The 26,481-nt window shown below is 63.3% G+C and carries 22 protein-coding genes; 12 read left to right on the plus strand and 10 right to left on the minus strand.

All coding sequences use genetic code 11. The features are described 5' to 3' along the window. Positions 1-281 precede the first annotated feature (281 nt). Both tal and IAE38_RS08225 read left to right on the plus strand, forming a co-directional pair. Positions 282-1,208, plus strand: coding sequence for a transaldolase (gene tal / locus IAE38_RS08220; protein WP_201216955.1), 927 nt, complete (start codon positions 282-284; stop codon positions 1,206-1,208). Positions 1,209-1,314: 106 nt separating this feature from the next. Next, the gene (locus tag IAE38_RS08225) at positions 1,315-3,162 is read left to right on the plus strand and encodes an alkaline phosphatase D family protein (RefSeq protein ID WP_201216956.1); all 1,848 of its coding nucleotides are present in this window, start codon (positions 1,315-1,317) and stop codon (positions 3,160-3,162) included. Positions 3,163-3,166: 4 nt separating this feature from the next. On the opposite strand, the gene rssC is transcribed toward IAE38_RS08225, so the two are convergent. Together rssC and rssB are read right to left on the minus strand one after the other, a co-directional pair. Then, positions 3,167-3,649 (minus strand): anti-sigma factor antagonist RssC, encoded by a 483-nt coding sequence (gene rssC / locus IAE38_RS08230; protein ID WP_028632497.1) that lies wholly within the window; start codon positions 3,647-3,649, stop codon positions 3,167-3,169. Beyond that, on the minus strand, positions 3,646-4,830 hold the full coding sequence (gene rssB / locus IAE38_RS08235) for a two-component system response regulator RssB (protein WP_201217094.1): 1,185 nt from the start codon (positions 4,828-4,830) through the stop codon (positions 3,646-3,648). Before rssB ends, rssC begins: the two co-directional genes overlap by 4 nt. 270 nt (positions 4,831-5,100) lie before the next feature. Here rssB and IAE38_RS08240 point away from each other — a divergent pair, with 270 nt between their 5' ends. Then, positions 5,101-5,400: a PilZ domain-containing protein gene (locus IAE38_RS08240; RefSeq protein WP_060482191.1), complete on the plus strand. Its 300-nt coding sequence runs from the start codon at positions 5,101-5,103 to the stop codon at positions 5,398-5,400. 31 nt (positions 5,401-5,431) lie between these two features. Here IAE38_RS08240 and IAE38_RS08245 read toward each other — a convergent pair whose 3' ends face one another. Then, a complete protein-coding gene (locus IAE38_RS08245) occupies positions 5,432-6,139 on the minus strand; it encodes an MlaA family lipoprotein (RefSeq protein WP_201216957.1) in 708 nt (235 codons plus the stop codon). 198 nt (positions 6,140-6,337) lie between these two features. On the opposite strand from IAE38_RS08245, the gene IAE38_RS08250 reads away from it, so the two are divergent. Then, positions 6,338-6,901 carry a hypothetical protein gene (locus tag IAE38_RS08250; protein WP_028632493.1) on the plus strand — a complete coding sequence of 188 codons (564 nt, stop codon included), beginning with the start codon at positions 6,338-6,340 and terminating at the stop codon, positions 6,899-6,901. 122 nt (positions 6,902-7,023) lie between these two features. Further along, entirely contained in the window at positions 7,024-7,287 is a 264-nt protein-coding gene (locus tag IAE38_RS08255) for a DUF4404 family protein (protein ID WP_201216959.1), read from the plus strand. Positions 7,288-7,348: 61 nt separating this feature from the next. Here IAE38_RS08255 and queF read toward each other — a convergent pair whose 3' ends face one another. Both queF and IAE38_RS08265 read right to left on the minus strand, forming a co-directional pair. Next, a complete protein-coding gene (gene queF, locus IAE38_RS08260) occupies positions 7,349-8,179 on the minus strand; it encodes an NADPH-dependent 7-cyano-7-deazaguanine reductase QueF (protein ID WP_201216961.1) in 831 nt (276 codons plus the stop codon). Positions 8,180-8,247: 68 nt separating this feature from the next. Further along, positions 8,248-8,775, minus strand: a complete 528-nt coding sequence (locus IAE38_RS08265; protein ID WP_201216963.1) for a cupredoxin domain-containing protein — start codon at positions 8,773-8,775, stop codon at positions 8,248-8,250. A gap of 156 nt (positions 8,776-8,931) precedes the next feature. On the opposite strand from IAE38_RS08265, the gene IAE38_RS08270 reads away from it, so the two are divergent. Both IAE38_RS08270 and IAE38_RS08275 read left to right on the plus strand, forming a co-directional pair. Continuing rightward, positions 8,932-9,612 (plus strand): heavy metal response regulator transcription factor, encoded by a 681-nt coding sequence (locus IAE38_RS08270; RefSeq protein WP_201216965.1) that lies wholly within the window; start codon positions 8,932-8,934, stop codon positions 9,610-9,612. Beyond that, the gene (locus tag IAE38_RS08275; RefSeq protein WP_236403742.1) at positions 9,612-10,961 is read left to right on the plus strand and encodes a heavy metal sensor histidine kinase; all 1,350 of its coding nucleotides are present in this window, start codon (positions 9,612-9,614) and stop codon (positions 10,959-10,961) included. Before IAE38_RS08270 ends, IAE38_RS08275 begins: the two co-directional genes overlap by 1 nt. 39 nt (positions 10,962-11,000) lie before the next feature. On the opposite strand, the gene IAE38_RS08280 is transcribed toward IAE38_RS08275, so the two are convergent. From IAE38_RS08280 to IAE38_RS08290, 3 genes are read right to left on the minus strand one after another with little or no spacing between them, the layout of a single operon-like run. Continuing rightward, on the minus strand, positions 11,001-12,242 hold the full coding sequence (locus IAE38_RS08280) for a lipoprotein-releasing ABC transporter permease subunit (RefSeq protein WP_201216971.1): 1,242 nt from the start codon (positions 12,240-12,242) through the stop codon (positions 11,001-11,003). A 60-nt stretch (positions 12,243-12,302) separates the two neighbouring features. Beyond that, a complete protein-coding gene (gene lolD / locus IAE38_RS08285; RefSeq protein WP_174435876.1) occupies positions 12,303-12,986 on the minus strand; it encodes a lipoprotein-releasing ABC transporter ATP-binding protein LolD in 684 nt (227 codons plus the stop codon). 7 nt (positions 12,987-12,993) lie between these two features. Beyond that, positions 12,994-14,244 (minus strand): lipoprotein-releasing ABC transporter permease subunit, encoded by a 1,251-nt coding sequence (locus tag IAE38_RS08290; protein ID WP_201162769.1) that lies wholly within the window; start codon positions 14,242-14,244, stop codon positions 12,994-12,996. Positions 14,245-14,337: 93 nt separating this feature from the next. Between IAE38_RS08290 and IAE38_RS08295 the strand changes: the two genes are divergently transcribed. Both IAE38_RS08295 and IAE38_RS08300 read left to right on the plus strand, forming a co-directional pair. Then, complete coding sequence (locus tag IAE38_RS08295; protein WP_201216974.1) at positions 14,338-14,922, plus strand: PilZ domain-containing protein; 585 nt, start codon at positions 14,338-14,340, stop codon at positions 14,920-14,922. Between the two features lie 32 nt (positions 14,923-14,954). Next, complete coding sequence (locus IAE38_RS08300; protein ID WP_028632483.1) at positions 14,955-15,677, plus strand: glycerophosphodiester phosphodiesterase; 723 nt, start codon at positions 14,955-14,957, stop codon at positions 15,675-15,677. 42 nt (positions 15,678-15,719) lie between these two features. Here the strand turns inward: IAE38_RS08300 and sthA are convergent, their stop codons facing one another. Beyond that, complete coding sequence (sthA, locus tag IAE38_RS08305) at positions 15,720-17,114, minus strand: Si-specific NAD(P)(+) transhydrogenase (RefSeq protein WP_028632482.1); 1,395 nt, start codon at positions 17,112-17,114, stop codon at positions 15,720-15,722. A 380-nt stretch (positions 17,115-17,494) separates the two neighbouring features. Continuing rightward, complete coding sequence (locus tag IAE38_RS08310) at positions 17,495-18,958, minus strand: glyceraldehyde-3-phosphate dehydrogenase (protein WP_201216978.1); 1,464 nt, start codon at positions 18,956-18,958, stop codon at positions 17,495-17,497. Between the two features lie 167 nt (positions 18,959-19,125). Between IAE38_RS08310 and mfd the strand changes: the two genes are divergently transcribed. The 3 genes from mfd to IAE38_RS08325 are packed head-to-tail and all read left to right on the plus strand — an operon-like array spanning position 19,126 to position 26,478. Next, entirely contained in the window at positions 19,126-22,575 is a 3,450-nt protein-coding gene (gene mfd / locus IAE38_RS08315; protein WP_201216981.1) for a transcription-repair coupling factor, read from the plus strand. Between the two features lie 9 nt (positions 22,576-22,584). Further along, positions 22,585-23,157 (plus strand): CsiV family protein, encoded by a 573-nt coding sequence (locus IAE38_RS08320; protein WP_201162766.1) that lies wholly within the window; start codon positions 22,585-22,587, stop codon positions 23,155-23,157. 3 nt (positions 23,158-23,160) lie between these two features. Continuing rightward, positions 23,161-26,478, plus strand: coding sequence for a DEAD/DEAH box helicase (locus tag IAE38_RS08325; RefSeq protein ID WP_201216988.1), 3,318 nt, complete (start codon positions 23,161-23,163; stop codon positions 26,476-26,478). Positions 26,479-26,481 lie beyond the last annotated feature (3 nt).

The following is a 26,481-nucleotide window of genomic DNA, read 5'->3' on the forward strand; positions in this document are numbered from 1 at the left end:
GAGATCGAGCGCCGCCCGCGCGGCGCATCGCGAGCTTTGCTCGCTCCTACGCTGAATGGGGTATGGGGCGGGCAAGCGATTCCAGCTTGTTTATGCCGAGACGTTCTAAACAGCAGTCTGCCGTCCGGGGTCAAATGCCTGCGCCTTCGCGCTGCGCCCCACCCACGCGGGAACCTGGCCCCCAGCGCACACTCGAACAGTCACCTCTCGTAAAGCCTTGCCCTTGAGCGACCCTCGGGGCTGGGGTAATGTCGAGTCATTGCACAGGACAGAGCACGCCCATGACCTCCAAGCTGGAACAACTCAAGCAGTTCACCACCGTGGTCGCCGACACCGGGGACCTGGACGCCATTACCCGTCTGAAACCGGTCGATGCCACCACCAACCCGTCGCTGCTGCTCAAGGCAGCGGCCATCCCGGCTTATGCCGACTTGCTCAAGCAGGTCAAGGCCGAAGCCAAGGGTGACGTGGACCTGGCCTGCGATGCGTTCGCGGTGGCGGTGGGCTCCGGCATTCTCAAGGCGATCCCGGGGCGGATTTCCACCGAGGTCGATGCGCGGCTGTCGTTCGATGAGCCTGCACTGCTGGCAAAGGCCCGCACGCTGATCGGCCTGTACGACAAAGCCGGTGTTGGCCGTGAGCGCGTGCTGATCAAGCTGGCGTCTACCTGGGAAGGCATCCGCGCCGCTGAGAAGCTCGAGCAGGAAGGCATCCAGACCAACCTCACCCTACTGTTCTCCTTCGCCCAGGCCCAAGCCTGCGCCGATGCGGGCGTGTTCCTTATTTCACCCTTCGTAGGCCGCATCTACGACTGGTACAAGAAAAGTACCGGCAAGGAATACACCGGCGCAGAAGACCCGGGCGTGCAGTCGGTTACGCGCATCTACAACTACTACAAGGCCAATGGCTACGACACCGTGGTGATGGGTGCCAGCTTCCGCAACGTTGGCCAGATCGAACACCTGGCGGGCTGCGACCGCCTCACCATCAGCCCTGAACTGTTGCAGCAACTCAGCGACGATCAGGGCGACCTGCCGCAGGTGCTAAAACCCGGCAATGCCGGTGAGCCAAAGCAAGCACTCAACGAAAGCCAGTTCCGTTGGGCCATGAACGAAGACGCCATGGCGACAGAGAAGCTCGCCGAAGGCATTCGCCAATTCGCCCGCGATCAGGAAAAGCTCGAGAAGGTGATGGCAGAAAAGGCCTGACACAGTTCGCGTTTGCCTAACGGGCGGGAAATGTTCAGCATTTCCCGCCCGTTTTGCTTCTGCCCCTGCAATCCTGACTAGGCCCGTGCGGCCGGCCCTCGCTCACATGACCACGCCTCCTGTACTACCCCTTGTCCTCGCCGGCCCGATACTTCGCCGGCTGGAGCCTCAGCGCCTGGCTATCTGGCTGGCAGCCACACAACCGCTACAGCCCGACGTCGTGTTCCCTTCGACCGAAAGCAAGGTGGAATGCCAGGTGGTTGCGGTGGGGCAGCAGGCGTTCATCCACCTGCTGAAAGTTCGCTTCGAGCAGCCGCTGCCCTGCGACCAGTGGCTGGACTATGACGTGCTGATCAATGGGCAGGGTATTGCAAGCTGGGCACCGCACCTGCTTTACCCCGGCCAGCAGCACCCCAACCTGGTGCTGCGCGGGCGGCTTGATCACCTGCTGCATGGCTCCTGCCGCAAACCGCACCACCCCGCGGCTGACGGCCTGCTGTGCGCTGATCGGTTGCTTGAGCAGTGCACACATCCCCAAGATCGCCCGGCAGTGCTGATGATGACAGGGGACCAGGTATACGCCGACGATGTGGCAGGCCCCATGCTGCGAGCCATTCATACCCTGATCGAACGGCTGGGGTTGCACGATGAGCAGCTCGATGGCGCAGTGGTGGCGGACAGCCAGGCCTTGTACCGCCACCCAGCCAGCTACTACCACCGCGCCCATCTGCTACCCGCACAAGCCCGTAACGAAAACCTGCGGGCACGGTTTTTCGGTGGCAAGCGCAAGCCGATCTTCTCGTCCAGCAACGCCGACAACCACCTGGTCACCTTCGCCGAAGTCATGGCCATGTACCTGTTGGTATGGTCGCCCGTGCCTTGGCAACTGGTGCACCTGGACATGCCCGAGAGCCTCGACCCTGCATGCCGCACGCGCTACCAGCGCGAATTACCGCTGGTGCAGAGGTTCGCCGAACGCCTGGGGCAAGTCGCCCGGGCAATGGCTCACCTGCCCAGCCTGATGATTTTTGACGACCACGACATCACCGACGACTGGAACCTCTCGGCGCAGTGGGAGCACACCGCCTACGGCCACCCACTTTCGCGGCGCATCATCGGCAATGCGTTGATGGGATACCTGGTGTGCCAAGGCTGGGGTAACGACCCGGACGGGTGCGGACCCTTGATCAAACGCTGCCAATCAATGAACGCGCACAACCAGGATGCGCTGATCGGCGAACTGTTGCGCTTCCAGGGCTGGCAATTCAACCTGCCCACCCATCCGCCGTTGCTGGTGCTCGACACCCGCACCCGCCGCTGGCGCAGTGAAGGTAACCCGGCCAGGCCCTCCGGCCTGATGGACTGGGAGGCCCTGAGCGAACTGCAGCAGGCATTGCTGGACCACCCCTCTGCGGTGGTCGTATCGCCAGCGCCTATCTTTGGCGTGAAATTGATCGAGACCGTGCAAAAAGTATTCAGTACCCTGGGTTATCCCCTGCTGGTGGACGCCGAGAACTGGATGGCCCACCGCGAAGCCGCACAGGTCATCCTGAACATATTCCGCCACTCGCGCACACCTGGGCATTACGTGGTGCTGTCAGGGGATGTGCACTACTCATTCGTCTACGAAGTGTTGATCCGCGACCGGCAGCACAGCCCACACCTGTGGCAGGTCACCAGCAGCGGGATCAAGAACGAATTCCCCAGGCGCCTGCTAGATGTGCTCGACCGCCTCAACCGGTGGCTCTACGCGCCAAGGTCGCCGCTGAACTGGTTCACGTCGCGCCGTGAAATGCAGGTTGAGCCACGCACACCCAACCGCAGCCAGGCCGGCGAAAGGCTCTGGAACGGGGCAGGTTTGGGGCAGGTATTCTTTAACGAGCACGGGCGCCCGGCGCGGGTTTATCAGCTTGATGCGGGCGGTGGCGAGGCTACCGAATTTGAGCGCCGGTAAACGATCAGCTGCGCTCCAGCGCACTCACAAGGTCATGGAAGGCTTCACGGTTCGAGTCGTTCAGGCCCATGAGGATTTTGTGCGCCTCCAGCACCTTGGAGCGCACCACTTCTTCGTTCTGGTCCTGCGAAGGCAAGTCGGCAAGGCATTCCGGGCAGGGTATCGGGCGGTCGACGATGTTGAACACCTGGTCGAAGCCCATCGACTGCAGCAGCCGGGAAATGTCCGGGTTGGTGGTTACCACGGTCGGCAACAAGCCCACTTTCTGGCGTGACAGGATCGACAGCTTGGCCAGCAGGCCCAGGGTGGTGCTGTCGATGCTCTCGGTTTCGGTGAGGTCGATGACAATGGTCGAGAAGTTCAGCGCGGTGAAAATCTTCTCGATCGTTGCATCCAGCGCAGAACACAAGGTCAGGCGCACTTCACCGACGAATTTCAGTACGAAGGTACCGTTCTGCTCGGCGAACTGGATTCTACCGGTACTCATTGAAGGTTCCTGCTCAACACCAATAGGGCGATATCATCCGGCATCTCCCCAAGCGTAGCCAATCCAAAACGTTGACGCAGCCCATCCAGGCTACCACCTGCTGCCCTGACGATCTCCGGCAGGGCGGCTTCTTTATCTTTGAGCGTGGCACCCGGCAAAAGGTCCAGAATACCGTCGGACATCAGGCTGAGGCTGAACCGCGGTGGCAATTCGATCACCTGGTCCTGATAGCTCGCTTCGTCGAACAGCCCCACCGGTAAGCCACGGCCTTCGAGGTAGCGGGTGTGCTCCGGGGTGTGCAACACCGGCATGGGCAGGTGCCCGCCAACGGCGTAGGTCAGCAGGCCGGTGTCCTCGTCGATCACACCCCCCACCATCGTCACGTGCTTGCCGAGCTTGCAGTTGATCAACCCACGGTTGATATGGCTGAGCACTTCCGACGGTTTGAAGTCGGGCATCTTGCCGCCACGCTTGAATTCGAACAACAAACGCGTGGTCATGAACTTGAGCAGCACCGTGACGAACGCCGACGATGCACCATGGCCAGACACATCGGCGAGATAGAACGCGATGCGGCGCTCATCCACGCGGAAGTAGTCGGCGAAATCGCCAGACAAGTACAGCGATGGAATGATCTGGTGCTCGAAAGCGAAGTCGCCCGCTACCCAAGGGCTTTCAGGCAGCATGTTCATCTGCACCTGGCGCCCGGCGGTCTGGTCTTCCTGCAACAGGTGCAGGCTGGCTTCCAGTTCGCGGTTGGCGGCTTCGAGCTTGCCACGGTAGCGCTGGTTTTCAAGCACCAGGTGCGCCCTGTCGAGCGCGCGCCGTACCGACAGCTCAAGTACCGCCAAGTCTTCCAAGGGCTTGATGAGGTAATCGGCAGCACCCAGGCGCAAGGCCTCGACTGCATCGGTCATAACCCCTGCACCCGACACAACGATCACCGGCAACTGCGGCGCGCGTGCACTGATCTGGCGGATCAGTTCGAGCCCGCCCATCTGCGGCATGCGCAGGTCGCAGATCACAAGATCAGGCTGGTGTTCTTCGAAGACCTGGAGCCCCTGCTGGCCGTTGCCAGCCTGGAGAACGCTGAAGCCACTGTCTTCAAGGTAGGCGGCGAGGCTTGCACGGACCACGTCGTCGTCATCGATGATCAGCAGCGTTGCACTGGTTTTCTGCATGTGGGCGAACGGCGCCGATTTGGGTTGGTGCAGCGGTGTCGGCAAGGCAGACGGCCAGCTACGGGAGTTCTATTTGTTCACACTCTACCTGAGTTGTAGGCCAAGAACACCTGCCCGGCAACTGTCAGAGCGACCTTGTAAGGCGCAGACGGTACTCCCATCCGCCAGGCGTTTCAAGCGTGTAACGGTCAGCCAGGGCGCTCTTTACAGGGCAAATCACCGGGAGTTATAAGAAAGCCGACCAGTGCAACCCTAACGGAAGGATGCAGCATGTCTAACACGTCCATAAGCCACAGCGAAAAACGCGATTTCATACGCATGCGCATCGATACCGAGGTGACCCTGCTGCACGAGGGCCAGGTCATTGCCGCCGTGTGCCTGGACCTGTCCAGCAGTGGCATGCAGGTGCAGGCGCCACAAAGCTTTCAGGTGGGTGATCAGCTGGAAGTGCGCATCGACTCCGACCACCCGTCACTCAAAGGCCTGCGTGCCAGCACGGAAGTGGTGTGGATTGCGGGCCAGCCAGACGGGCAACACACCTTTGGGCTGCGCATTCTGGCCATGCATTGACCCAAGGGGCCGCAGTGCGGCCCCCTCTCCATCAGAAGTCGTCTTCGACCTCGCCGTCGCGCACCTTGAACTCGCGGTTCTGCAGGTAGGCGTTGCGGATGAAGATGTACTTGTCACCCTGAATCAGCTTCTCGGCAGACAGCAGGCTGGCGCGAGTATCCACCACGTCGAGGGCGAAGATGGAGTTGCGCGTGGGCACATGGTCGATATAGCGGTAGGGCCTGGTGAAGGTGTCCGGGTACTTGGCCACGCCGTCACGCACAGTGCTCGGGCCCAGTAGCGGGATTACCACGTACGGGCCACTTGGCACACCCCAGTAGCCCAAGGTCTGGCCGAAGTCTTCATCACTGCGCTGCAGGCCCATCTTGGTACCCACGTCGAAGAAGCCGCCCAGCCCGAAGGTGGTGTTGACAATGATTCGCGCAGTATCCACGCCCGCCGCATGCGGCTTCAGTTGCAGCACGTTGTTGGCCAGGTTGGTGACATCCCCCAGGTTGCGGAAGATGTTGTGGATGCCGTCTTCAAGAAATTGCGGCGTGACAAACTGGTAGCCCTTGGCCAACGGCTTGAGCGCGTAGGTGTCGAGGGTATCGTTGAAACGGAAGATCGGGCGGTTGACCGCTTCCCAGGGATCTTCCTCGGTGGCGGCCTGGGGGGCTGCCACGGGTGCCAGCAACATGCCGGCACAGACACAGGCCTGGGTGACTCGTTCGATCACACTGGCACCGATCCTACGCATAGTGTTTCTCCATCGGGTTTTCGGCCGCAAGCGCAACCGGTCGCGCTGCTGTAAGGCGGCAGTATAGAGACTTGCGTGCCGATAAACAGCTTTGCAAGTGTATATGGAATTATTGTGACCAAGTGTTGCTCAAGACGTGCTGTCACAGCACGGCAACATTTTTTCAATAATCTGCCGGCTATTTGCGAGGACGTTGCCATGGATGCTGAACCGGCCTTCACAGCGGTACTGTTCGGCTTGCGCGGCTGCCTGGTACAAAGCGCCGAAACCGGCCCGTCGCCGGCCCCCGGCGCCCTGGCCACCCTCGCCCACCTGCGCGAACGCCAGGTGCCCTGCATCTGGCTGGATGACCTCACAGGCCAGCCCAGCCAGCCCTTTGCCAATGTGCTGCCAGGCTGGTTGCCTGGGCACCGGGAGCAAGGCGCCCGCTGGCCTGCCCCCAACGGTTGCTGGCAGGCACTGATGGCGCTGGGCAGCCAGCGCCTGGACGGCTGCGTACTGGTCAGCGGCGAACCTGGGCTGTTGCAAGCCGGCCTCAATGCAGGGCTATGGACGGTTGGCCTGGCCGCCTGCAGCCCGCACTGCGAGCGCAGCGCCCGTGAGTGGCAGGGCATGACTGCGCAGCAGCAGGGTGCGGCGCGCGGCAAAGCGACCCTGGAACTGTTCAGCCTGGGGGTGCATTCGGTGATCGACCACCTGGAAGCCCTGGACAACTGCCTGGCGCATATCGCCCAGCGCCGGAGCAAGGGTGAAAAACCCTGATACAGCACCCTTGACGCGGGTCATGCAAAGCCGCTGCAGGTGGATTACGCTTTACACAGGCCAGAACCTTTGCCGCTTCGCTGAGGTCCATGGCTTGCCAAGCCATTGATGGAGAAAAGCCAATGCCTGCCCGCGAACTGCAAGAGCGTCTGAACACCCTGCGCGAGCAACTGGACCGCAACGTTCCGCTCTCGGATGAAGAGCTGGCCGCGCTGCACGAAGAAGCGCGCCAGATCGAGGCGCAGCTGAAACTTGAGGAAGCCACCGCTGACAACAATGTGGTCGATGGTGTGAACCTGGCCATCGAACGGTTCGAGGCGGAGCACCCTGACCTTACGGCCACGCTGCGCAGTATTGCCAACTCGTTGCACAGCATGGGTATCTGAGGTTACCCGGGGGCCTTGGCCCCCGGTCGCAACCCGCGCTCGCCCCTGACTCCGGGCGAGGCTACTGGCGCACCAGGCGGCCGTTGGCTGGGGTGATGGTGGTTGTGCTGCGGTAGGGGTTGATGTCCAGCCCGCCACGGCGCACGTAACGTGCGTACACGGTCAAATGCTCCGGCTGCAGCAGGTTTTTCAGGTCCAGATAAATGCGTTCCACGCACTGTTCGTGGAAATCGGCATGTTGACGGAAGCTGATGAGGTAAGTCAGCAGGCTGGCATGGTCCAGCGCCCTGCCCTTGTACTCCACCACGACGCTCCCCCAGTCGGGCTGACCGGTCACCGGGCAGTTGGACTTCAGCAAGTGGCTGTGCAGGGTTTCTTCGACCACGCGCTCGGTCTCACAGCGCAGCAGTTCAGGCTGAGGCTGTTCGTAGTTGCTGATAGCAACGTCCAGCGCATCCACACACAGCCCTGGCAACGCCACCACGCCCTGCGCCTCGACCTCGGCCAGGGTGCGAACCCTGACCGCTACCGCCTTGCCGGCGGCGGCTGACAAGTCGTTTTCCAGGCACGCCTGCAACTGCTCGAACGACGCGAACACGGTCTGGTTCAGCGAGTTGAGATAGAGTTTGAACGACTTGGATTCAATGATGTTCGGCGAGTCGGCAGGGATCGCAAACTCACCGATTGCCACCACGGGCTTGCCCGATGGCAATAGCCAGGACAGCTCGAAACAGTTCCAGTAATCCACGCCCTGCCATGGCAAGGTCTGGGCAGTGACGCCCAGTTCCGCCCACTTGGCGGTGCGCGGGATCGGGAACAGCAACTGCGGCGAATAAGTGGCGATGTACTCGCTGGATTTGCCCAGCGGTGAATGTTCGGCGGCGGGGTGCATGGAAACTGACCTGCAAGTTCGAAATTGCCCCTAGTCTACCGGTTTTGCGCCCCGCCTTGCAGCGCCCGTCACTCGATGGTCAACGGGCCGACCATGCCGGCCTGGTAGTGCCCCGGTACATTGCAGGCGAACTCGATGGGCGCCGAGGTGCGGAAGGTCCAGGTGAGCTCGGCGCGCTGGCCGGGCATCACCAGCACGGTGTTGCCACCACCGTGGGCATGCCCGCCCGCCTGCTCTGCGCCTTGCGCATGGCCCGCCATCTGCCCGTGATCCATGCCCTGATGCCCGCCAGCGGCGCTGTACAGCTTGCCCTGCATGGCCACCATCTCCTTCTGGTGTTCCTCGTGCATGGCCTTGGTGCCCAGGTTGAACTCATGGGGCAGCTGGCCCTCGTTCACCAGCACGAAGCGCACGGTTTCGCCTGCTTTTACCTGCAGGCTCTTGGGCTCGAAGGCAATGTCCTTGAGCAGCACCTCGACGGTGCGGGTTGCTTTCGCAGCCGGCGCAGGCTCACCGAAGGGGAAGCGTTGCGCAGGCTCTGCAAGCGCAGGCAGGCTGGCCAATGCAAGGGCGGATGCGATCAACAGGCGGTACATGGCGTCTCCACAACTCAACGATCAGATGATCGCAAACCCTAAACTGCGGCGACTGCCAGCAAGCTGACCGCAACATTACAACTTTGTCAGTTTGGCTAGGAGCATGCCGGGTCACGTATCATTTGATACCCCGCAACGCCGGAGCCCAAGCCCGCAATGAAACTGCTGATCGTCGAAGACCAGGCCCGCACCGGCCAGTACCTGAGCCAGGGCCTAAACGAAGCCGGCTTCGCCACCGAGCTGGCCACCGACGGCGAAACCGGCCAGTTCCTGGCCCTCACCGGCGGCCACGACCTGTTGATTCTCGATGTGATGCTGCCAGGGCGGGACGGCTGGCAGATCCTTCAGGCCGTGCGTCAGGCAGGCCTGGGCACCCCGGTGTTGTTCCTGACCGCCCGTGACGCGGTGGCAGACCGGGTGCGGGGGCTGGAACTGGGTGCCGATGACTACCTGGTGAAGCCGTTCGCATTCTCCGAATTGCTGGCCCGGGTGCGCAGCCTGCTGCGCCGGGGAGCCAGCCCGGCCAGCGAAACCTCACTGGGCCTTGGCGACTTGCGCTTGGACCTAATCCGCCGCCGCGCCGAACGGGCCGGCCAGCGCATCGACCTGACCGCCAAGGAATTCGGCCTGCTGGAACTGCTGCTGCGCCGCCAGGGCGAAGTGCTGCCCAAATCACTGATCGCCTCGCAGGTGTGGGACATGAACTTCGACAGCGACACCAATGTGATCGAAGTGGCGATCCGCCGGCTGCGCCTGAAAATCGACGACGCCCATGGCAACAAGCTGATCCACACCGTGCGCGGCATGGGCTACGTGCTTGAAGAGCGGACACCGTGATGGGCAAGGTATCGCTGGTCAACCGCCTGGCGCTGCTGTTCGCCGCCTGCACAGCCGCCGTGTCGCTGGGGGCCGGCCTGCTGTTCAACCACGCCAGTGAGCAGCACTTCATCGAGCTGGACCAACAACTGCTGGAATCCCGGCTGTCCTTGCTGCGCGCTCAACTGGCCGGGGTCACCCGCCCCGAAGACCTGCGCGCCCGCCTGCCCGCCTTAAGGGCCGAACTGGGTCACCAGGCCGACCTGGGCCTGCGCATCACCGCCAGCGACGGCACACGCTGGTTCGAAAGCCGCAACGGGTTACCTGCACTGCCGGTGCCCGGCGGCCTTGCCACCTTGCACGCCCAGGGCACCGATTACCGCAGCCTGGCGCAACCGTTGCTGCCGGGCGCCCCGCAGTCGCCGCAGGTGGCGTTGTATCTGGATATCACTCACCACCAGCATTTTCTGCAGGGTATGCAGCGGCTGATCTGGCTCACGGTGGGCCTGTCGGCGCTGGCCACTGCCCTGCTGGGCGCCTGGGCTGCACGCAGCAGCCTGCGGCCGTTACGGCAAATGGGCCTGGTGGCGGCCAGCGTAGGCGCACGCTCGTTGACCACACGCCTGCCGGTGGCGCAGATGCCCGACGAGCTGGCAGAACTGGCCACCGCCATGAATGCCATGCTGCAACGCCTGGACGACGCCTTCCAGCGCCTGTCGGCATTTTCAGCCGACATCGCCCATGAGCTGCGCACGCCATTGTCCAACATGCTCACCCACACCCAAGTCACCCTCACCCGCCCGCGCAGCCTGGAGGAATACCACGAGGCGCTGCATGGCAACCTCGAAGCGCTGCAGGGCATGGCGCAGATGATCAACGACATGCTGTTTCTGGCCAAGGCCGACCATGGCCTGCTGGTACCGGGGCACACGCCGCTGGCGCTACATGATGAAGCAGATGCCCTGCTGGAGTTCTACGCGCCGCTGGCCGAAGACAACAACGTGACCCTGCACCGCGAAGGGCAGGCCACGCTGAGCGGCGACCGGCCGATGTTGCGCCGGGCACTGTCCAACCTGCTGGACAACGCCCTGCGCTTCACCCCCACCGGTGGGCAGGTACAGGTGACCTTGCAACCTGGGCCTGTCATCTGCGTGGCCAACACCGGCGCGGCCATCAGCCCGGCCGCCCTGCCGCGGCTTTTCGACCGTTTCTATCGGGTAGACCCGGCCCGCCACGAAGGCAGCGGTGAGCATGCGGGGCTGGGCCTGGCGCTCACCCGGTCCATCGTGCAAGCCCATGGTGGGGACATTACGGTGGCGTGTGCAAACGGCTGGACACGCTTCGTGATCACGTTCTCAGAAGCGCACTGAGAGGGGCGCAGCACGCCCCTCCTGGGGTACCGGCTGTGGTTACACAGCCAGGCCGATCGCCGGCTGCACCTGCGAGGCGCGGTAGGCCGGGTAGAGGGTGGCAAGGAAGCTCATCACCAGGCCAGCCGCGCAGATGATCGCCACATCCCCCCACTGCAGCTCGGAGGGCAGGCTGCTGATGAAGTACACGTCCGAGGTAAAGATGTGCTGGCCGCTCACACGCTCCAGCCAACCGACGATCTGGCTCACATTCAGCGCGGCAACCACGCCCAATACGCCGCCGATGAGCGTGCCGACCACCCCGATCAGGCTGCCTTGCACCATGAACGTGCCCATGATCTGCGCAGGCGTGGCACCCAGGGTGCGCAAAATGGCGATGTCCGGGCCCTTGTCGTTCACCACCATCACCAGGGTGGCGATGATGTTGAACGCGGCCACAGCGATGATCATCATCAGCAACAGGCCGATCATGGTCTTTTCCATCTTCATGGCACTGAACAGGCTGCCCTGGGTGTGGGACCAGTCATCGGCGCGGTAACCGTCGCCCAGTTGCGCAGCAATGGCCTTGGACACCTGCGGCGCGGCGTACAGGTCATGCAGTTTCAGCCGCACGCCCTGCACCTGGCCCGGCGCCCAGCGTTGCATGGCCGCGGCATCGGCCATATGAATGTAGGCCTGGGAACCGTCGAGTTCGGCGCCCACCTTGAAGATGCCTACCACGGTCAGGCGCTGCATGCGCGGCGTTATACCGCCGGGCTCGGTGCTGATTTCCGGTACGATCAGGGTCAGCTTGTCACCGGTATTGAGGCGAAAGCGCCGGGCGGTCAGCTCGCCGATTACCACCCCGTACTCGCCGGGCTGCAGGTCCTGCAATTGGCCCTGGACGATGTGCTGGCCGACGATCGAGACCTTGCTCTCTTGCGCTGGGTCGATACCGCCTACCTGGATGGGCTGCATCGCGCCTTTGTAAGACAACATCCCTTCCATCTCGGTGATCGGCGCCGCCGCCATCACGGCCGGGTTCTGCAGGGCGGCGTCGGCCACCTTATGCCAATCGTCCAGTGGCTGCTCGCCAAGGATGGCGGCATGGGGCACCAGGCCCAGGATGCGCGAGCTCATTTCGCGCTGGAAGCCGTTCATCACCGACAGCACCACGATCATTGCCAGCACGCCCAGCGACAGGCCGATCATCGAAGTCATCGAGATGAACGAGATGAAGTGGTTGCGGCGCTTGGCCCGGGTGTAGCGCGCGCCGATGAAAATGGGCAAGGGTCTGAACATGTGCAAGAACACCCAATGAAAAACGGAAAACGGGGCGGCAGTGCCGCCCCGGCAAATCGGTCAGATCGCCACCAGGTGGCCGTCTTCGAGCTTCAGCACGCGGTCCATCTGACGGGCCAGGTTCAGGTCATGGGTCACTACCAGGAATGCCGTGCGCGATGCGCCCGACAGCTCCTGCATCAGCTCCTGTATGCCCTGAGCGGTGTGGTGGTCGAGGTTGCCGGTGGGCTCGTCGAGCATCACCAGCCCCGGGCGGTTGACCAGCGCCCGGGCAATGGCCACCCGCTGACGCTCACCGCCGGACAACTCTGCCGGCTTGTGGTTGAAGCGGTGGGCCAGGCCCACGCGCGTGAGCAGCGCTTCGGCACGCTCACGGGCCTCGGGGATGGGCGTACGGCCGATCAGCAGCGGCATGCACACGTTCTCGACGGCGGTGAACTCAGGCAGGAGATGGTGGAACTGATAGACGAAACCCAGCGCCCGGTTGCGCAGCAGGCCGCGGGCACGCTCCCCCAACGCCGACAACTCTTCACCGGCCAGCCAGACGCTGCCCTGGGTCGGCCGGTCGAGGCCGCCCAGCAGGTTGAGCAAGGTACTCTTGCCCGAGCCAGAACTGCCGACGATGGCCACACGCTCACCGGGGTGCAGCTCCAGGTTGAGCCCGGACAACACCTGCACCGATTCCGGCCCCTCGTCGTAGGCCTTGCCCAGGTTGCGGCAACTCAGAACGGCTTTATCACTCATGCGCGACTCACTCATAACGTAGCGCCTCTGCAGGCTGGGTGCGGGCGGCACGCCAGGCCGGGTACAGGGTGGCGAAGAAACTCAGGACCAGCGCCGCACCACAGACCATGTACACATCCTGGGCCTGGATCTGCGAGGGCAGGTAATCGATGAAATACACGTCGGCATTGAGGAACTTGTGCCCGATCAGTTTCTCGATGCCAGCGATGGCGGCGCTGACGTTCAGCGCCGCAAGGATGCCGACCCCGGCGCCGATCAGGGTGCCGATCACGCCAATCACCGTGCCCTGGACCATGAAGATGAGCATGATCTGGCCCGGGGTAGCCCCCAGTGTGCGCAGGATGGCGATGTCGCCGCGCTTGTCGTTCACCACCATTACCAGCGTGGAAATGATGTTGAACGCAGCCACTGCCACGATCAGCAGCAACAGCAGGCCGATCATTGCCTTTTCCATGCGGATGGCCTGGTACAGGTTGCCGTGGGTACGGGTCCAGTCGCGGCTGTAGAATTCCTGGTCGCCCAGGCGCTGGGCGATGTCATAGGCCACCCGTGGCGCCTGGAACAGGTCATCGAACTTCAGCCGCAGGCCCTGCACCTGGTCGGGTTTCCAGCGGTGCAGGCGCGACAGGTCGCTGATGTTCGTGAGGCCCAGGTAGCCGTCGATCTCACCCGCGCCAACGTGGAAAGTGCCCACTACGGTAAAGCGTTTCATGCGCGGGAACATGCCGGCAGGCGTCACGCTGACCTCGGGGGCCACGAACGTGAGCTTGTCGCCAATGGCCACGCCCAGTTTGGCAGCGGCCTTGTCCCCGATCATGATGCCCCACTCGCCCGGCGCCAGCTGGTCCAGGCGGCCTTGCAGGAGGAACTTGTCGATGATCGACACCTCCCGCTCGCGGGCAGGGTCGATGCCGTTGAGCAGCACCTTCTGCACCTTGCCATCGTGGGTCAGCAGGCCCTGCATCTGGGTGTAGGGCGCTACGGCCAGCACCTGAGGATTCTGCTTTACTTGTTGGGCAAGGGCAGGCCAGTCGGCGATGGGCTGGCCGCTCTCCAGGGTGGCATGCGGGATCATGCCCAACACCCGGGTGCGCATTTCGTGGTCGAAACCGTTCATTACCGATAGCACCACGATCATCACCACCACGCCCAGGGCGAGGCCGATCATCGAGGTCAGGGAAATGAACGAGACGAAGTGGTTACGGCGTTTGGCACGGGTGTAACGGGTGCCAATGAATGCGAAAAGAGGTCTGAACATGTCGGGGCTTGTTCGGATGAAAGGGAACGTCCTTGTGGCGAGGCGCCTGCGGCGGCTTTACACTCGGACCACTGCCGCTACCCAGGGTTCGCCATGACGACATTAGACGAAGAAGATCGCCGCGAATACTACCGCATCGCAGACCGCATCGCACTTCAATTAAGCCCCCTGAGCGCAGCGCAAGCCCTTGAGGCAGATGTGCTGCAGGATGATTCCCCACTGTTCAACCTGCTCAGCGAACTGCATTTGTCCGACTTCGAGGCCCAGCACCTGCTGCGCCAGCTGAGCGACAAGGATCGCACCCTGGCCGCGTTCCTGCGGGCGCAGAACAAACGCCTGGACCTGCTCAGTGCAGTGGTGGCCCAGACCTTGCTCGGCGAAGTGGGCCAGCCGCAACCGGTGGTCATCTCCGAAGGCGGCATCGAATGCGTGCAGGCCACGCCCGTGCCACCGGGCACCCGCGTGAAGGTGAAACTGGTGCTGATGCCGCGCGCCCATGGCCTGCTGCTGCGCGGCAAGGTGACCCACTGCGACCCGCGCAGCCAGGGCGGCTTCGACATTGGCACCGAATTTACCGACATGACCGACGCCCAGCGTCAATTGCTGGCCCGCTATATTCTGCAGCGCCAGCAACAACAGCGACGTGAGCAACTGGAACACAACGACCCTGCGTCCTGAATGCCTTTTCTCTCTGATTTGAAGGAACGAACGTGACCCTGATCTACGGCCATCGCGGCGCCAAGGGCGAAGCACCCGAGAACACCCTCAACAGTTTCCGCCAGTGCCTGTCTCACGGCGTGATGCGCTGCGAGCTGGACCTGCACCTGTCGGCAGACAACCAGCTCATGGTCATCCACGACCCGAGCCTCAAACGCACCACAGGCAAACGCGGCAAGGTGGTCGAGCACCCGGCGGCAGACCTGGTCAAGATCGACGCACGCAACGGTGGCCCGGGCTGGGTGCAGCCCTGCCCTATTCCGCGGCTCGAGGAGTTGTTCGAGAAGTGCCCGTTCGAGCACTGGCAGCTGGAAGTGAAAAGCGCCTCGCGCACCCGCGCCGCCACCACGGTTCTGGCCATTCGCGAGCTGGCACAGCAATACGGCCTGCTGGACAAGGTGACCATCACGTCAAGTTCACGTGAAGTACTGGGCGCCGCCCAGGAACTGGTGCCGGACGTGCAGCGCGGCCTGGTGGCCGAGTACGCCTGGCTGGACCCGCTGAAAGTGGCCCAGAACTACGGCTGCCAGATGCTGGCGCTGAACTGGACACTGTGCACCCCCGAGCGCCTGCTCAAAGCGCAGGGCCAGGGTTTGCACGTGTCGGTGTGGACGGTCAACGAACCCGCGCTGATGCGAAGGCTCGCCGACTTCGGCGTGGACAGCCTGATTACAGACTTTCCCGGTTTGGCCAGGACCACCCTCGGGCAGGGTTGAATTCGGTCTCTCCGACCGGCTCAGGCCACCGGTCGGAGCCGCTCAAAAAAGCCGGTTCAGGCCGTCGTACGCCGCTACCCGATAGGCCTCGGCCATGGTCGGGTAGTTGAACGTGGTGTTGACGAAGTACTTCAGGTTGTTCAGTTCGCCAGGCTGGTTCATCACCGCCTGCCCGATGTGCACAATCTCCGAAGCCTGGTAGCCGAAGCAGTGCACGCCCAGCACCTGCAAGGTTTCGCGGTGGAACAGGATTTTCAGCATGCCCTGGGGCTCACCGGCAATCTGCGCCCGCGCCATGCTCTTGAAGAACGCCTTGCCCACCTCGTACGGCACCTTGGCCTGGGTGAGTTCCTGCTCGTTCTTGCCGATGGAGCTGATCTCGGGAATGGTGTAGATGCCGGTGGGCACATCGTTGACGAAGCGCCAGCTACCGTTGTCGACGATGCTGCCAGCGGCAGAACGGCCCTGGTCGTGGGCAGCACTGGCCAGGCTCGGCCAGCCGATCACGTCGCCCGCGCCATAGATGTTCGGCACGCTGGTGCGGTAGGCCTCGTCCACTTCGATCTGGCCGCGGCTGTTGACCTTGATGCCGATGTTCTCCAGGCCCAGCTTGTCGGTGTTGCCGGTACGGCCATTGCACCACAGCAAGGCATCGGCCTTGATCTTCTTGCCCGACTTCAGGTGCAGGATCACACCGTTGTCCAGCCCTTCCACGCGCTCGTAATCTTCGTTATGGCGCACGGTGATGTTGTTGTTGCTGAAGTGGTAACTCAGCGCCTGGGAAATTTCCGAATCCAGGAAGCTGAGCAACTGCCCCCGGTTGTCCACCAGCTCCACCAGCACGCCCAGGCCGCTGAAGATGGAGGCATATTCGCAACCGATCACACCGGCCCCGTATACGATCAACTTGCGCGGGGTGTGGCTGAGGCTGAGGATGGTGTCGCTGTCGTACACCCGCGGGTGGTTGAAGTCGATATCGGCAGGGCGATAGGGACGCGAGCCGGTGGCGATGATGATGTGCTTGGCGTTGAGTTTTTCAACCACACCGTTGGGGCACACCACCTCGATGGTTTGTTCGTCAGCGAAGCTGCCGGTGCCGAAGAACAGGTCGACGCGGTTGCGCGCATAGTAGCCGGTGCGTGAAGCCACCTGCTTGGCGATGACCTTTTCGGCGCTTTTCAGCACATCGGGGAACGAGAACCAGCGCGGCTCACCGATGGCGCGGAACATGGTGTTGGTGTTGAACTGCATGATCTGCCGCACCGAGTGACGCAGTGCCTTGGACGGAATGGTACCCAGGTGAGTGCAGTTACCCCCGACTTGGCGACGGCTGTCCACCATCGCCACCTTGCGCCCTGCTTTGGCGGCGTTCATCGCCGCCCCCTCACCGGCCGGGCCGGACCCCAGCACCACTACGTCGTAGTTGTAGACAGCCATGCGTACTCCTTCAGAACTGGCCCGCAAGCCACGGTCGCTTGCGGGGCGCGATCATGTCGCCAGAGCGCCATGAGAAAATTCGGGTGCAGTCTAATCAAGCGTGAACGCCGCGCACATTAACCCTTGGTCGCGTCGTAGGCCAATTTTACCCGCACTACATAGGGTCACCGATTCCGTGGCGTTGATCATCCCTGCTGGTGCTTTCATTCGCCTTTCGACGCCTGCCGAATGCAGGGCAGTCACCCAGCCACTGCACAAAAGCGTCGGCCATTCTCCGTCAAATGCCGGATGGAGTCACCCGGGCACTCACTTGGCCGCCGCCGGCCAGAACGAAAACGGGAACCCGAAGGTTCCCGTCTGCTCATGGCCGTGCAGGCGTATCAGTGTGGGAATGCTGGCGGGTTGACCCCGGCCATTTCTTCCATCACACGCACTACCTGGCAGCTGTAGCCAAACTCGTTGTCGTACCACACGTACAGCACGACACGGTTGTCGTTGCAAATGGTGGCCTCGGCGTCTACCACACCGGCGTGACGCGAGCCGACGAAGTCGGTGGACACCACTTCCTGCGAGCTGACGTAGTCGATCTGCTTGTGCAGTTCCGAGTGCATGGCGGTCTGGCGCAGGTACTCGTTGATTTCTTCGTGGGTGGTGGCCTTGTCCAGGTTCAGGTTCAGGATGGCCATCGACACGTTCGGCGTCGGCACGCGAATGGCGTTGCCGGTCAGCTTGCCCTTGAGTACTGGCAAGGCCTTGGCGGCAGCGGTGGCAGCACCGGTTTCGGTGATGACCATGTTCAGCGGCGCGGCACGGCCACGACGGCTGCCCTTGTGGAAGTTGTCGATCAGGTTCTGGTCGTTGGTGAACGAGTGAACGGTTTCGACGTGACCATTGATGATGCCGTACTGGTCGTTGACAGCCTTGAGCACCGGCACGATGGCGTTGGTGGTGCAGGAGGCGGCCGAGATGATCTTGTCATCGGCAGCGATGTCGCCGTGGTTGATACCGTGCACGATGTTCTTCAGCGCGCCCTTGCCAGGTGCGGTAAGGATCACGCGACCGGCGCCCGGGCAGGCCAGGTGCTGGCCCAGGCCGTCGGCATCGCGCCATACGCCGGTGTTGTCGACGATCAGTGCGTTCTCGATGCCGTACTGGGTGTAGTCGACTTCGCTCGGGCTCTTGGCGTAGATGATCTGGATCAGGTTGCCGTTGGCGGTGAGGGTGTTGTTGGCTTCATCGATGGTGATGGTGCCATCGAACGGGCCGTGCACCGAGTCGCGACGCAGCAGGCTGGCGCGCTTGACCAGGTCGTTTTCAGCGCCTTTGCGCACGACGATGGCACGCAGGCGCAGGCCGTCGCCACCACCGGTTTTTTCGATCAGGATGCGTGCCAGCAGGCGGCCGATGCGACCGAAGCCGTACAGCACCACGTCGGTGCCCTTGCGCGCAGCAGCGTTCTGCTGGCCAACCACTTCGGCCAGTTCTTCGCGGACGAACTGCTCGGCCGTACGGCCATTGCCTTCCTGCTTGAACTTGTTGGCCAGCTTGCCCAGGTCGACCGAAGCGGCGCCCAGCTTCAGCTCGCTCATGGCCTTGAGCAGGGGGAATGTCTCGTGAACAGACAGTTCGGTTTCGTCGGTTTGGCGATGACGCGCAAAGCGGTGCGCCTTGAGGATCGAGATAACCGAACGGTTGATCAGGCTACGGCCATAAATCGAGCTCACCACATTGTTGTTGCGGTAGAGCTGACCGATAAGCGGGATCATCGCTTCAGCCAGGGCTTCACGATCGATCCACTCACCAAGACACTGGTCGGGCTTCTGAGTCACGGGAACCTTCCACATGTAGGGACAGAAAAAAGGGGCTACATTATGACGCCCCGATGCGTAACCGGCAATGAGCGCCTGTCGCGGTGACGCAGGCCAGCAATCATGCCCATCCAAGCCTGACAGCCGGCACGGTCACCGGTACAATCGACCTCTTTGCCGCAACGCTTGGAGTGCCATCTCCCGTGTCAGTTCTGCGCCTACCGCAACTGTCGGCCACGGCCGGCAAACAAACCTGGGGCAACCTGCCCGGGGCCGCCCTCAGCCTTGCCATCGCCGAGGCTGCCAGCAGCGCTGGCCGCTTCACCCTGCTGCTGACCGCCGACAGCCAGGCCGCCGACCGCCTCGAGCAAGAGCTGAAGTTCTTCGCCCCCGAGCTGCCGGTGCTGCCGTTTCCCGATTGGGAAACCCTGCCGTACGACCTGTTCTCGCCGCACCAGGACATCATTTCCCAGCGCATCGCCAGCCTTTACCGGCTGCCGGAGCTCAGCCACGGCATCCTGGTGGTTCCCATCACCACCGCCCTGCACCGCCTGGCGCCTACACGGTTTCTGCTGGGCAGCAGCCTGGTGCTGGACGTAGGCCAGACCATCGACGTAGAGCAGATGCGCAGCCGCCTGGAGGCCACGGGCTACCGATGCGTCGATACCGTATACGAACACGGTGAGTTCGCCGTGCGTGGCGCCCTGATCGACCTGTTCCCCATGGGCAGCAAACTGCCCTACCGCATCGACCTGTTCGATGACGAGATCGAAACGCTGCGCACCTTCGACCCGGAAACCCAGCGCTCCATCGACAAGGTGGACTCGATCCGGCTGCTGCCGGCGCGGGAATTCCCGATGCAGAAGGAAGAAGTGACCCGCTTCAAGGCGCGGTTCCGTGAGCGCTTCGACGTCGACTTCCGCCGCAGCGCCATCTTCCAGGACCTCGCCAGCGGCATCATCCCGGCGGGCATCGAGTACTACCTGCCACTGTTCTTCGAAGAAACCGCCACCCTGTTCGACTACTTGCCCGCCGACACCCAGGTGTTCTCGCTGCCAGGCGTGGAGCAGGCCGCCGAGCACTTCTGGAACGACGTGCGCGGGCGCTATGAAGACCGCCGCGGCGACTTGAGCCGCCCGCTGCTGCCCCCGGCCGAACTGTTCCTGCCGGTAGAAGACTGCTTTGCCCGGCTCAAGCAATGGCCCCGGGTGGTGGTCAGCAGCGAGGACCTGGACGCAGGCGCTGGCCGCGCGCGCTTCGCTGCCCGGGCGCTGCCCAACCTTGCGATCGAAGCCAAGGCCAACCAGCCCCTGGCCGAGCTGTCAGCCTTCCTCGACCAGTTCGGCGGCCGCGTGCTGTTCACCGCCGAATCCGCCGGGCGCCGCGAAGTGCTGCTGGAGCTGCTCGAGCGGCTCAAGCTGCGCCCGCACACGGTCGAGGGCTGGGCAGACTTCATCACCGGCAGCGAGCGCCTGGCCATTACCATCGCCCCGCTGGACGAAGGCCTGGTGCTGGACGACCCCGCCATTGCCCTGGTTGCCGAGAGCCCGCTGTTCGGCCAGCGCGTGATGCAGCGCCGGCGCCGTGACAAGCGCGGCGAAACCGCCAACGACGCCGTCATCAAGAACCTGACCGAACTGCGCGAAGGCGCGCCCGTGGTGCACATCGACCACGGTGTTGGCCGTTACCTGGGCCTGGCTACGCTGGAAATCGACGGCCAGGCCGCCGAGTTTCTTACCCTGGCGTATGCCGAGGGCGCCAAGCTGTATGTGCCGGTTGCCAACCTGCACCTCATCGCCCGCTACACCGGCAGCGACGATGCCCTGGCCCCACTGCACCGGCTGGGTTCCGAAGCCTGGCAAAAAGCCAAGCGCAAGGCCGCCGAACAGGTGCGCGACGTAGCCGCCGAACTGCTCGACATCTATGCCCGCCGCGCCGCGCGCAAGGGCTATGCCTTCGCCGACCCGGCCGCCGACTACGCCACCTTCAGTGCCGGCTTCCCGTTCGAGGAAACCCCCGACCAGCAGGCAGCCATCGAAGCGGTGCGCAGCGACATGCTGGCGCCCAAGCCCATGGACCGCCTGGTGTGCGGCGACGTGGGCTTCGGCAAGACCGAAGTGGCCATGCGCGCCGCGTTCATCGCGGTGCACAGTGGCCGCCAGGTGGCCGTGCTGGTGCCTACCACCTTGCTCGCGCAGCAGCACTACAACAGCTTCCGCGACCGCTTCGCCGACTGGCCGGTGACCGTAGAGGTCATGAGCCGCTTCAAGTCCGCGAAGGAGGTGGCCAGCGCCGCTGCGGACCTGGCCGAGGGCAAGATCGACATCCTCATCGGCACCCACAAGCTGCTGCAGGACGATGTGCGCTTCAAGGACCTGGGCCTGGCCATCATCGACGAAGAGCACCGCTTTGGCGTGCGCCAGAAAGAACAACTGAAGGCGCTGCGCAGCGAGGTCGACATCCTCACCCTCACCGCCACGCCCATTCCGCGCACGCTGAACATGGCAGTGGCCGGCATGCGTGACCTGTCCATCATCGCCACGCCGCCGGCACGTCGCCTGTCGGTACGTACCTTCGTCATGGAGCAGAACAACAGCACGGTGAAGGAAGCGCTGCTGCGCGAACTGCTGCGCGGCGGCCAGGTGTACTACCTGCACAACGATGTAAAAACCATCGAGAAGTGCGCCGCCGACCTGGCAGAGCTGGTGCCCGAGGCGCGCATTGGCATCGGCCATGGCCAGATGCGCGAGCGTGAACTGGAGCAGGTGATGAGCGACTTCTACCACAAGCGCTTCAACGTGCTGGTGGCTTCGACCATCATCGAAACCGGCATCGACGTGCCAAGCGCCAACACTATCGTCATCGAGCGCGCCGACAAGTTCGGCCTGGCCCAGCTGCACCAGCTGCGTGGCCGGGTAGGCCGCAGCCACCACCAGGCCTACGCCTACTTGCTCACGCCCACCCGGCAAAAGGTGAGCGCCGACGCAGAAAAGCGCCTGGAAGCCATCGCCAACACCCAGGACCTGGGGGCCGGCTTCGTGCTGGCCACCAACGACCTGGAAATCCGCGGGGCTGGCGAACTGCTGGGCGAAGGCCAGAGTGGTCAGATCCAGGCGGTGGGCTTCACGCTCTACATGGAAATGCTCGAGCGCGCGGTCAAGGCCATCCGCAAGGGCACCCAGCCCAACCTCGAGCAGCCACTGGGCGGCGGCCCGGAGATCAACCTGCGCCTGCCGGCGCTGATCCCGGAAGACTACCTGCCGGACGTGCATGCGCGGCTGATCCTGTACAAGCGCATCGCCTCGGCCGCCGACGAAGAAGGCCTTAAAGACCTGCAGGTGGAGATGATCGACCGCTTCGGCCTGCTGCCGGAGCCGACCAAGAACCTGATGCGCCTGACGGCGCTCAAGCTGCAGGCAGAAAAGCTCGGCATCAAGAAGGTCGACGCCGGCCCCAACGGCGGCAAGCTCGAGTTCGAGGCCGAAACCCCGGTCGACCCATTGACCCTGATCAAGCTGATCCAGGGCCAACCCAAACGCTACAAGTTCGAGGGGGCTACCCAGTTCCGCTTCATGGTCCCGATGGAACGCCCCGACGAACGCTTCAATACCCTGGAGGCGCTGTTCGAGCGCCTGACACCACAGCCTGCTTAAGGAAGACCCATGCGTGCCATCCGTTGCCTGACCCTGCTGCTGGCGGCTTTTGCCCCCAGCGCATTCGCCCAGGGCCTGTACCAGGTAGAAATGATACTGGTACGGCAAAACAACGTGCCCGCCTTCACCAGCCCGTTCGCGCCTGAAAACTGGAGTGCCGGTGCCCCACGCCTTGGCAAGGACGCCGAACAGCGCCCTGCCCTTGAAGATGAAGCCACCCGCCTGGAGGCCACGGCAGACTACACCGTGCTGATGCACCGGGCCTGGCAGCAGCAGGTGGGCGATGGGCCAAGCCGTATTGCCTTGGGTGAAGGCAACGAGCAGTTCGGCCACTTCCCTATCGAAGGCAACCTCAGCATTGGCCAGGGCCGCTTCATCACGGTGGAGGCCAACCTGTGGGTCAACCAGCTCGACGGCAATGGCAGCGTGTTGCAAAGCGAGCAGTTCAGGCAGGCCAACAGCAACGTCAAGGCCGGCCAACTCACCTTCCTCGACGGCGGCCACTTGGCCTTGCTGCTGAAAGTAACGCCCCCAGGCACGCCCAAAATGCCGCCCATGGACCCGGAATTGCTGGAGCAGTAAGCCATGGCAAGAGATGCGTTCGAATGCTTGAGCGACAATCCGAACTGGGTCAAATGCTTCGACCGTGGCGCTTTGCAGCGGGGCGAGAAATACGCCGAAGAAGGCAGGGTCGAACTGGAAGCAGTAGACACCCAGCTGATTTCCGCCACGTGCGAGGGAAGCCGCGGGCAGCGCTACAGCCAGACGATCTTCGTCACCCTGGAAAACGGGCGGTGCATGATCGACGGTGACTGCACCTGCCCCGTGCAGGTCAACTGCAAACACTGCGCCGCTGTGCTGTTTTCAATCTGTGACCCTTACGCCAGCCATGAGCCCGCCGCACCCAAAAGCACGACCCTCTCGCCCGAGCTGCAGCACTGGCTGACCGGCCTGGAGCAGGCACCCCGCAAAACCGAAGAGGGCAAGGACAAACGCGGGCGCATGGTCTGCTACGAACTCAGGCTCGAGAATGACGACAGCTGCTCGTTGATGGTGCGCAAAGGCACACGCACTGCCGATGGCATCCGTTACAGCCGTGTGCAGTCACTTTACGATTACCTGTATCAGCCGCCGAACTTCGTCACCGAGGACGATATTCGCATCCTGCGGCTGCTTTCGGCACTGAACCAGGGCGGCGGCCAGGATCGCGGCTACCGGCTGAGGGGTCACGAAGGCGGCGAGCTGTTCCAGCGTGCCCTTGATACCGGGCGCCTGCTGTACCTGCCAGAGCTGCCGCTGCTGCGCCAGGGGCCTGCGCTCAAGGCCGAGTTTCGCTGGGTACGGCTGGACAGCGGTGCCTATCGCGGCACGTGGGTGAGCGATGGCGGGCAGATGCTGTGTGTCATCCCCCTGGTGCCACTCTACTACCTCGATATCGATACAAAAGAAGTCGGCACGGTCGAGCATACCCTGAACCCGCACACGGCCATGCAACTGACCGTCGCCCCAGTGGTGCCTGAGCACCTGGTCGTCCCTCTCAGCCATAAACTCAATGCGCTCAGCCATCAGGTGCCCACCCCGGCGCCCGTACAGGAGCAACTGATCGACGACATCCCGCCCACGCCCCACCTGACCCTGGGCAGTGTCGAGTTCACCGCCTACATGCCCAAGACCGGCCGCATGCAGCGGCAGTTTCAGCACCGCGCCGCACTGGCCTTCGACTACGATGGTTTGCGGGCGAGCGGCAATGACGACAAGCCCCTGACCCGCCTGGTGGGCAGCACCAGCCAACGCATCCGCCGCCAGCCCGAAGCCGAGCAACGTTTGCGCAAAACGCTGCGCGACATGGGCTTCAAGGTGGCAACGCGGCAGAGCAAGGCACTGCCTGACAGCGCGGGTGAAATGTTCCAACTCGCCGACGACGAAACATGGCTGAAATTCGCGCGCGAAGGCGCAGGGCCGCTGCGTGATGCGGGCTGGCAAATAGATATGCACCGCGACTTTGCCTTCAACCTGCAGGAGGTGGATGACTGGTACGCGTCCATCGATGAAGCGCCAGGCCACGAATGGTTCGACCTGGAACTGGGCATCGTGGTCGAAGGGCAGCGCCACAGCCTGCTACCCATCGTGCTGCACCTGCTGCGCAGCAGCCCCGAACTGCTACGCCCCAGCGAACTGGCCAAACGCAACGATGACGAGCACCTGCTGATTGACCTGAACCGCGGGCGGCTGGACAGCCCTGCCCTGCGCGTCGCCCTGCCCTATGGCCGAGTCAAGGCGGTCATGGCGACCCTGGGCGGGCTGTACCTCGGCGAACACGAGGCCGGCCCCGCCGTACGCCTGGACCGTGCCGATGCAGCGCGGCTGAACGAAGTCGATGGGTTGCCCCTGCACTGGGAAGGCGGCGCGCATGTCCGTGACCTGGGGCGCCGCCTGCGCGATGCCCGCGACCTGCAGGTGCCACCACCCACAGGGCTACAGGCCAGCCTGCGCCCCTATCAGCAGCAAGGCCTGAACTGGTTGCAGGCGCTGCGCGAGATGGGCACGGGCGGCATCCTGGGCGATGACATGGGGCTGGGCAAAACCCTGCAGGCCTTGGCGCACCTGCTGCTGGAAAAAGAAGCCGGCAGGCTCGGCTCGCCGGCCCTGGTGGTGATGCCCACCAGCCTTGTACCCAACTGGCTGGACGAGGCCCAGCGCTTCGCCCCCGAACTGCGCGTGCTGGCCCTGCAGGGCCCTTCGCGCAACAAGCACTTTGCAAACCTGCACGAATACGACCTGGTGTTGACCACCTATGCACTGGTGCCCCGCGACCTGGGCTATTTACAGGATCAACCCTGGCACGTGCTGATCCTGGACGAAGCGCAGAACATCAAGAGCAGCACCAGCAAGGCTGCGCAAGCGGTGTGCGAGCTCAAGGCCAACCAGCGCGTATGCCTGACGGGCACGCCGATGGAAAACAACCTGGGCGAGCTGTGGTCGATCTTTCACTTCCTGATGCCCGGCTGGCTGGGGGACCTGAAGCGGTTCAACCAGGACTACCGCAACCCGATCGAGCGTCAAGGCGACAGTGAGCGGCTGGCCCACCTGGTGACCCGTATTCGCCCGTTTCTGCTGCGCCGTACCAAGGAACAGGTCGCCACCGAGCTGCCAGCCAAGACCGAGATGGTGCACTGGGTCGAGCTCAGCGACGCACAGCGCGACACCTATGAGGCGGTGCGGGTGGCGATGGACAAAAAGGTCCGCGACGAAATTGCCCGCAGTGGCGCGGCGCGCAGCCAGATCGTCATCCTGGATGCGCTGCTCAAGCTGCGCCAGGTGTGCTGCGACTTGCGCCTGGTCAAGGGTGTGGAAACCCGGGGCAACCAGGCCGACAAGGGCAAGCTGGGGGCATTGATGGAGATGCTCGCCGAGCTGCTGGGTGAAGGGCGGCGGGTGTTGCTGTTCTCCCAGTTCACCTCGATGCTGGCCCTGATCGAACAGGAACTGCAAGAGCGCCACATACGTTACAGCCTGCTCACAGGGGATACCCGTGACAGGCGCACACCGGTGCAACAGTTTCAGGAGGGTCACAGCGAGGTATTTCTGATCAGCCTGAAGGCAGGCGGCGTGGGGCTGAACCTGACCGCTGCCGACACCGTGATCCACTTCGACCCCTGGTGGAACCCGGCCAGCGAGAGCCAGGCCACCGACCGCGCCTACCGCATTGGCCAGGACAAGCCGGTGTTCGTGTTCAAGCTGATTACCCGCGGCACCGTCGAGGAGAAGATCCAGCTGCTGCAACAAGACAAGGCAGCGTTGGCCGCCAGCTTGCTAGACGGCGGGCAGGCCGGGCAATGGCGCCTGGGGGATGAGGAAATCGAAGCCCTGTTTGCACCACTGCCGGGTAAACGCGGCCGCTAACGG

Origin of the sequence: Pseudomonas sp. S32 (assembly GCF_016648095.1) — a bacterium.
GTDB classification, from domain to species: domain Bacteria; phylum Pseudomonadota; class Gammaproteobacteria; order Pseudomonadales; family Pseudomonadaceae; genus Aquipseudomonas; species Aquipseudomonas parafulva.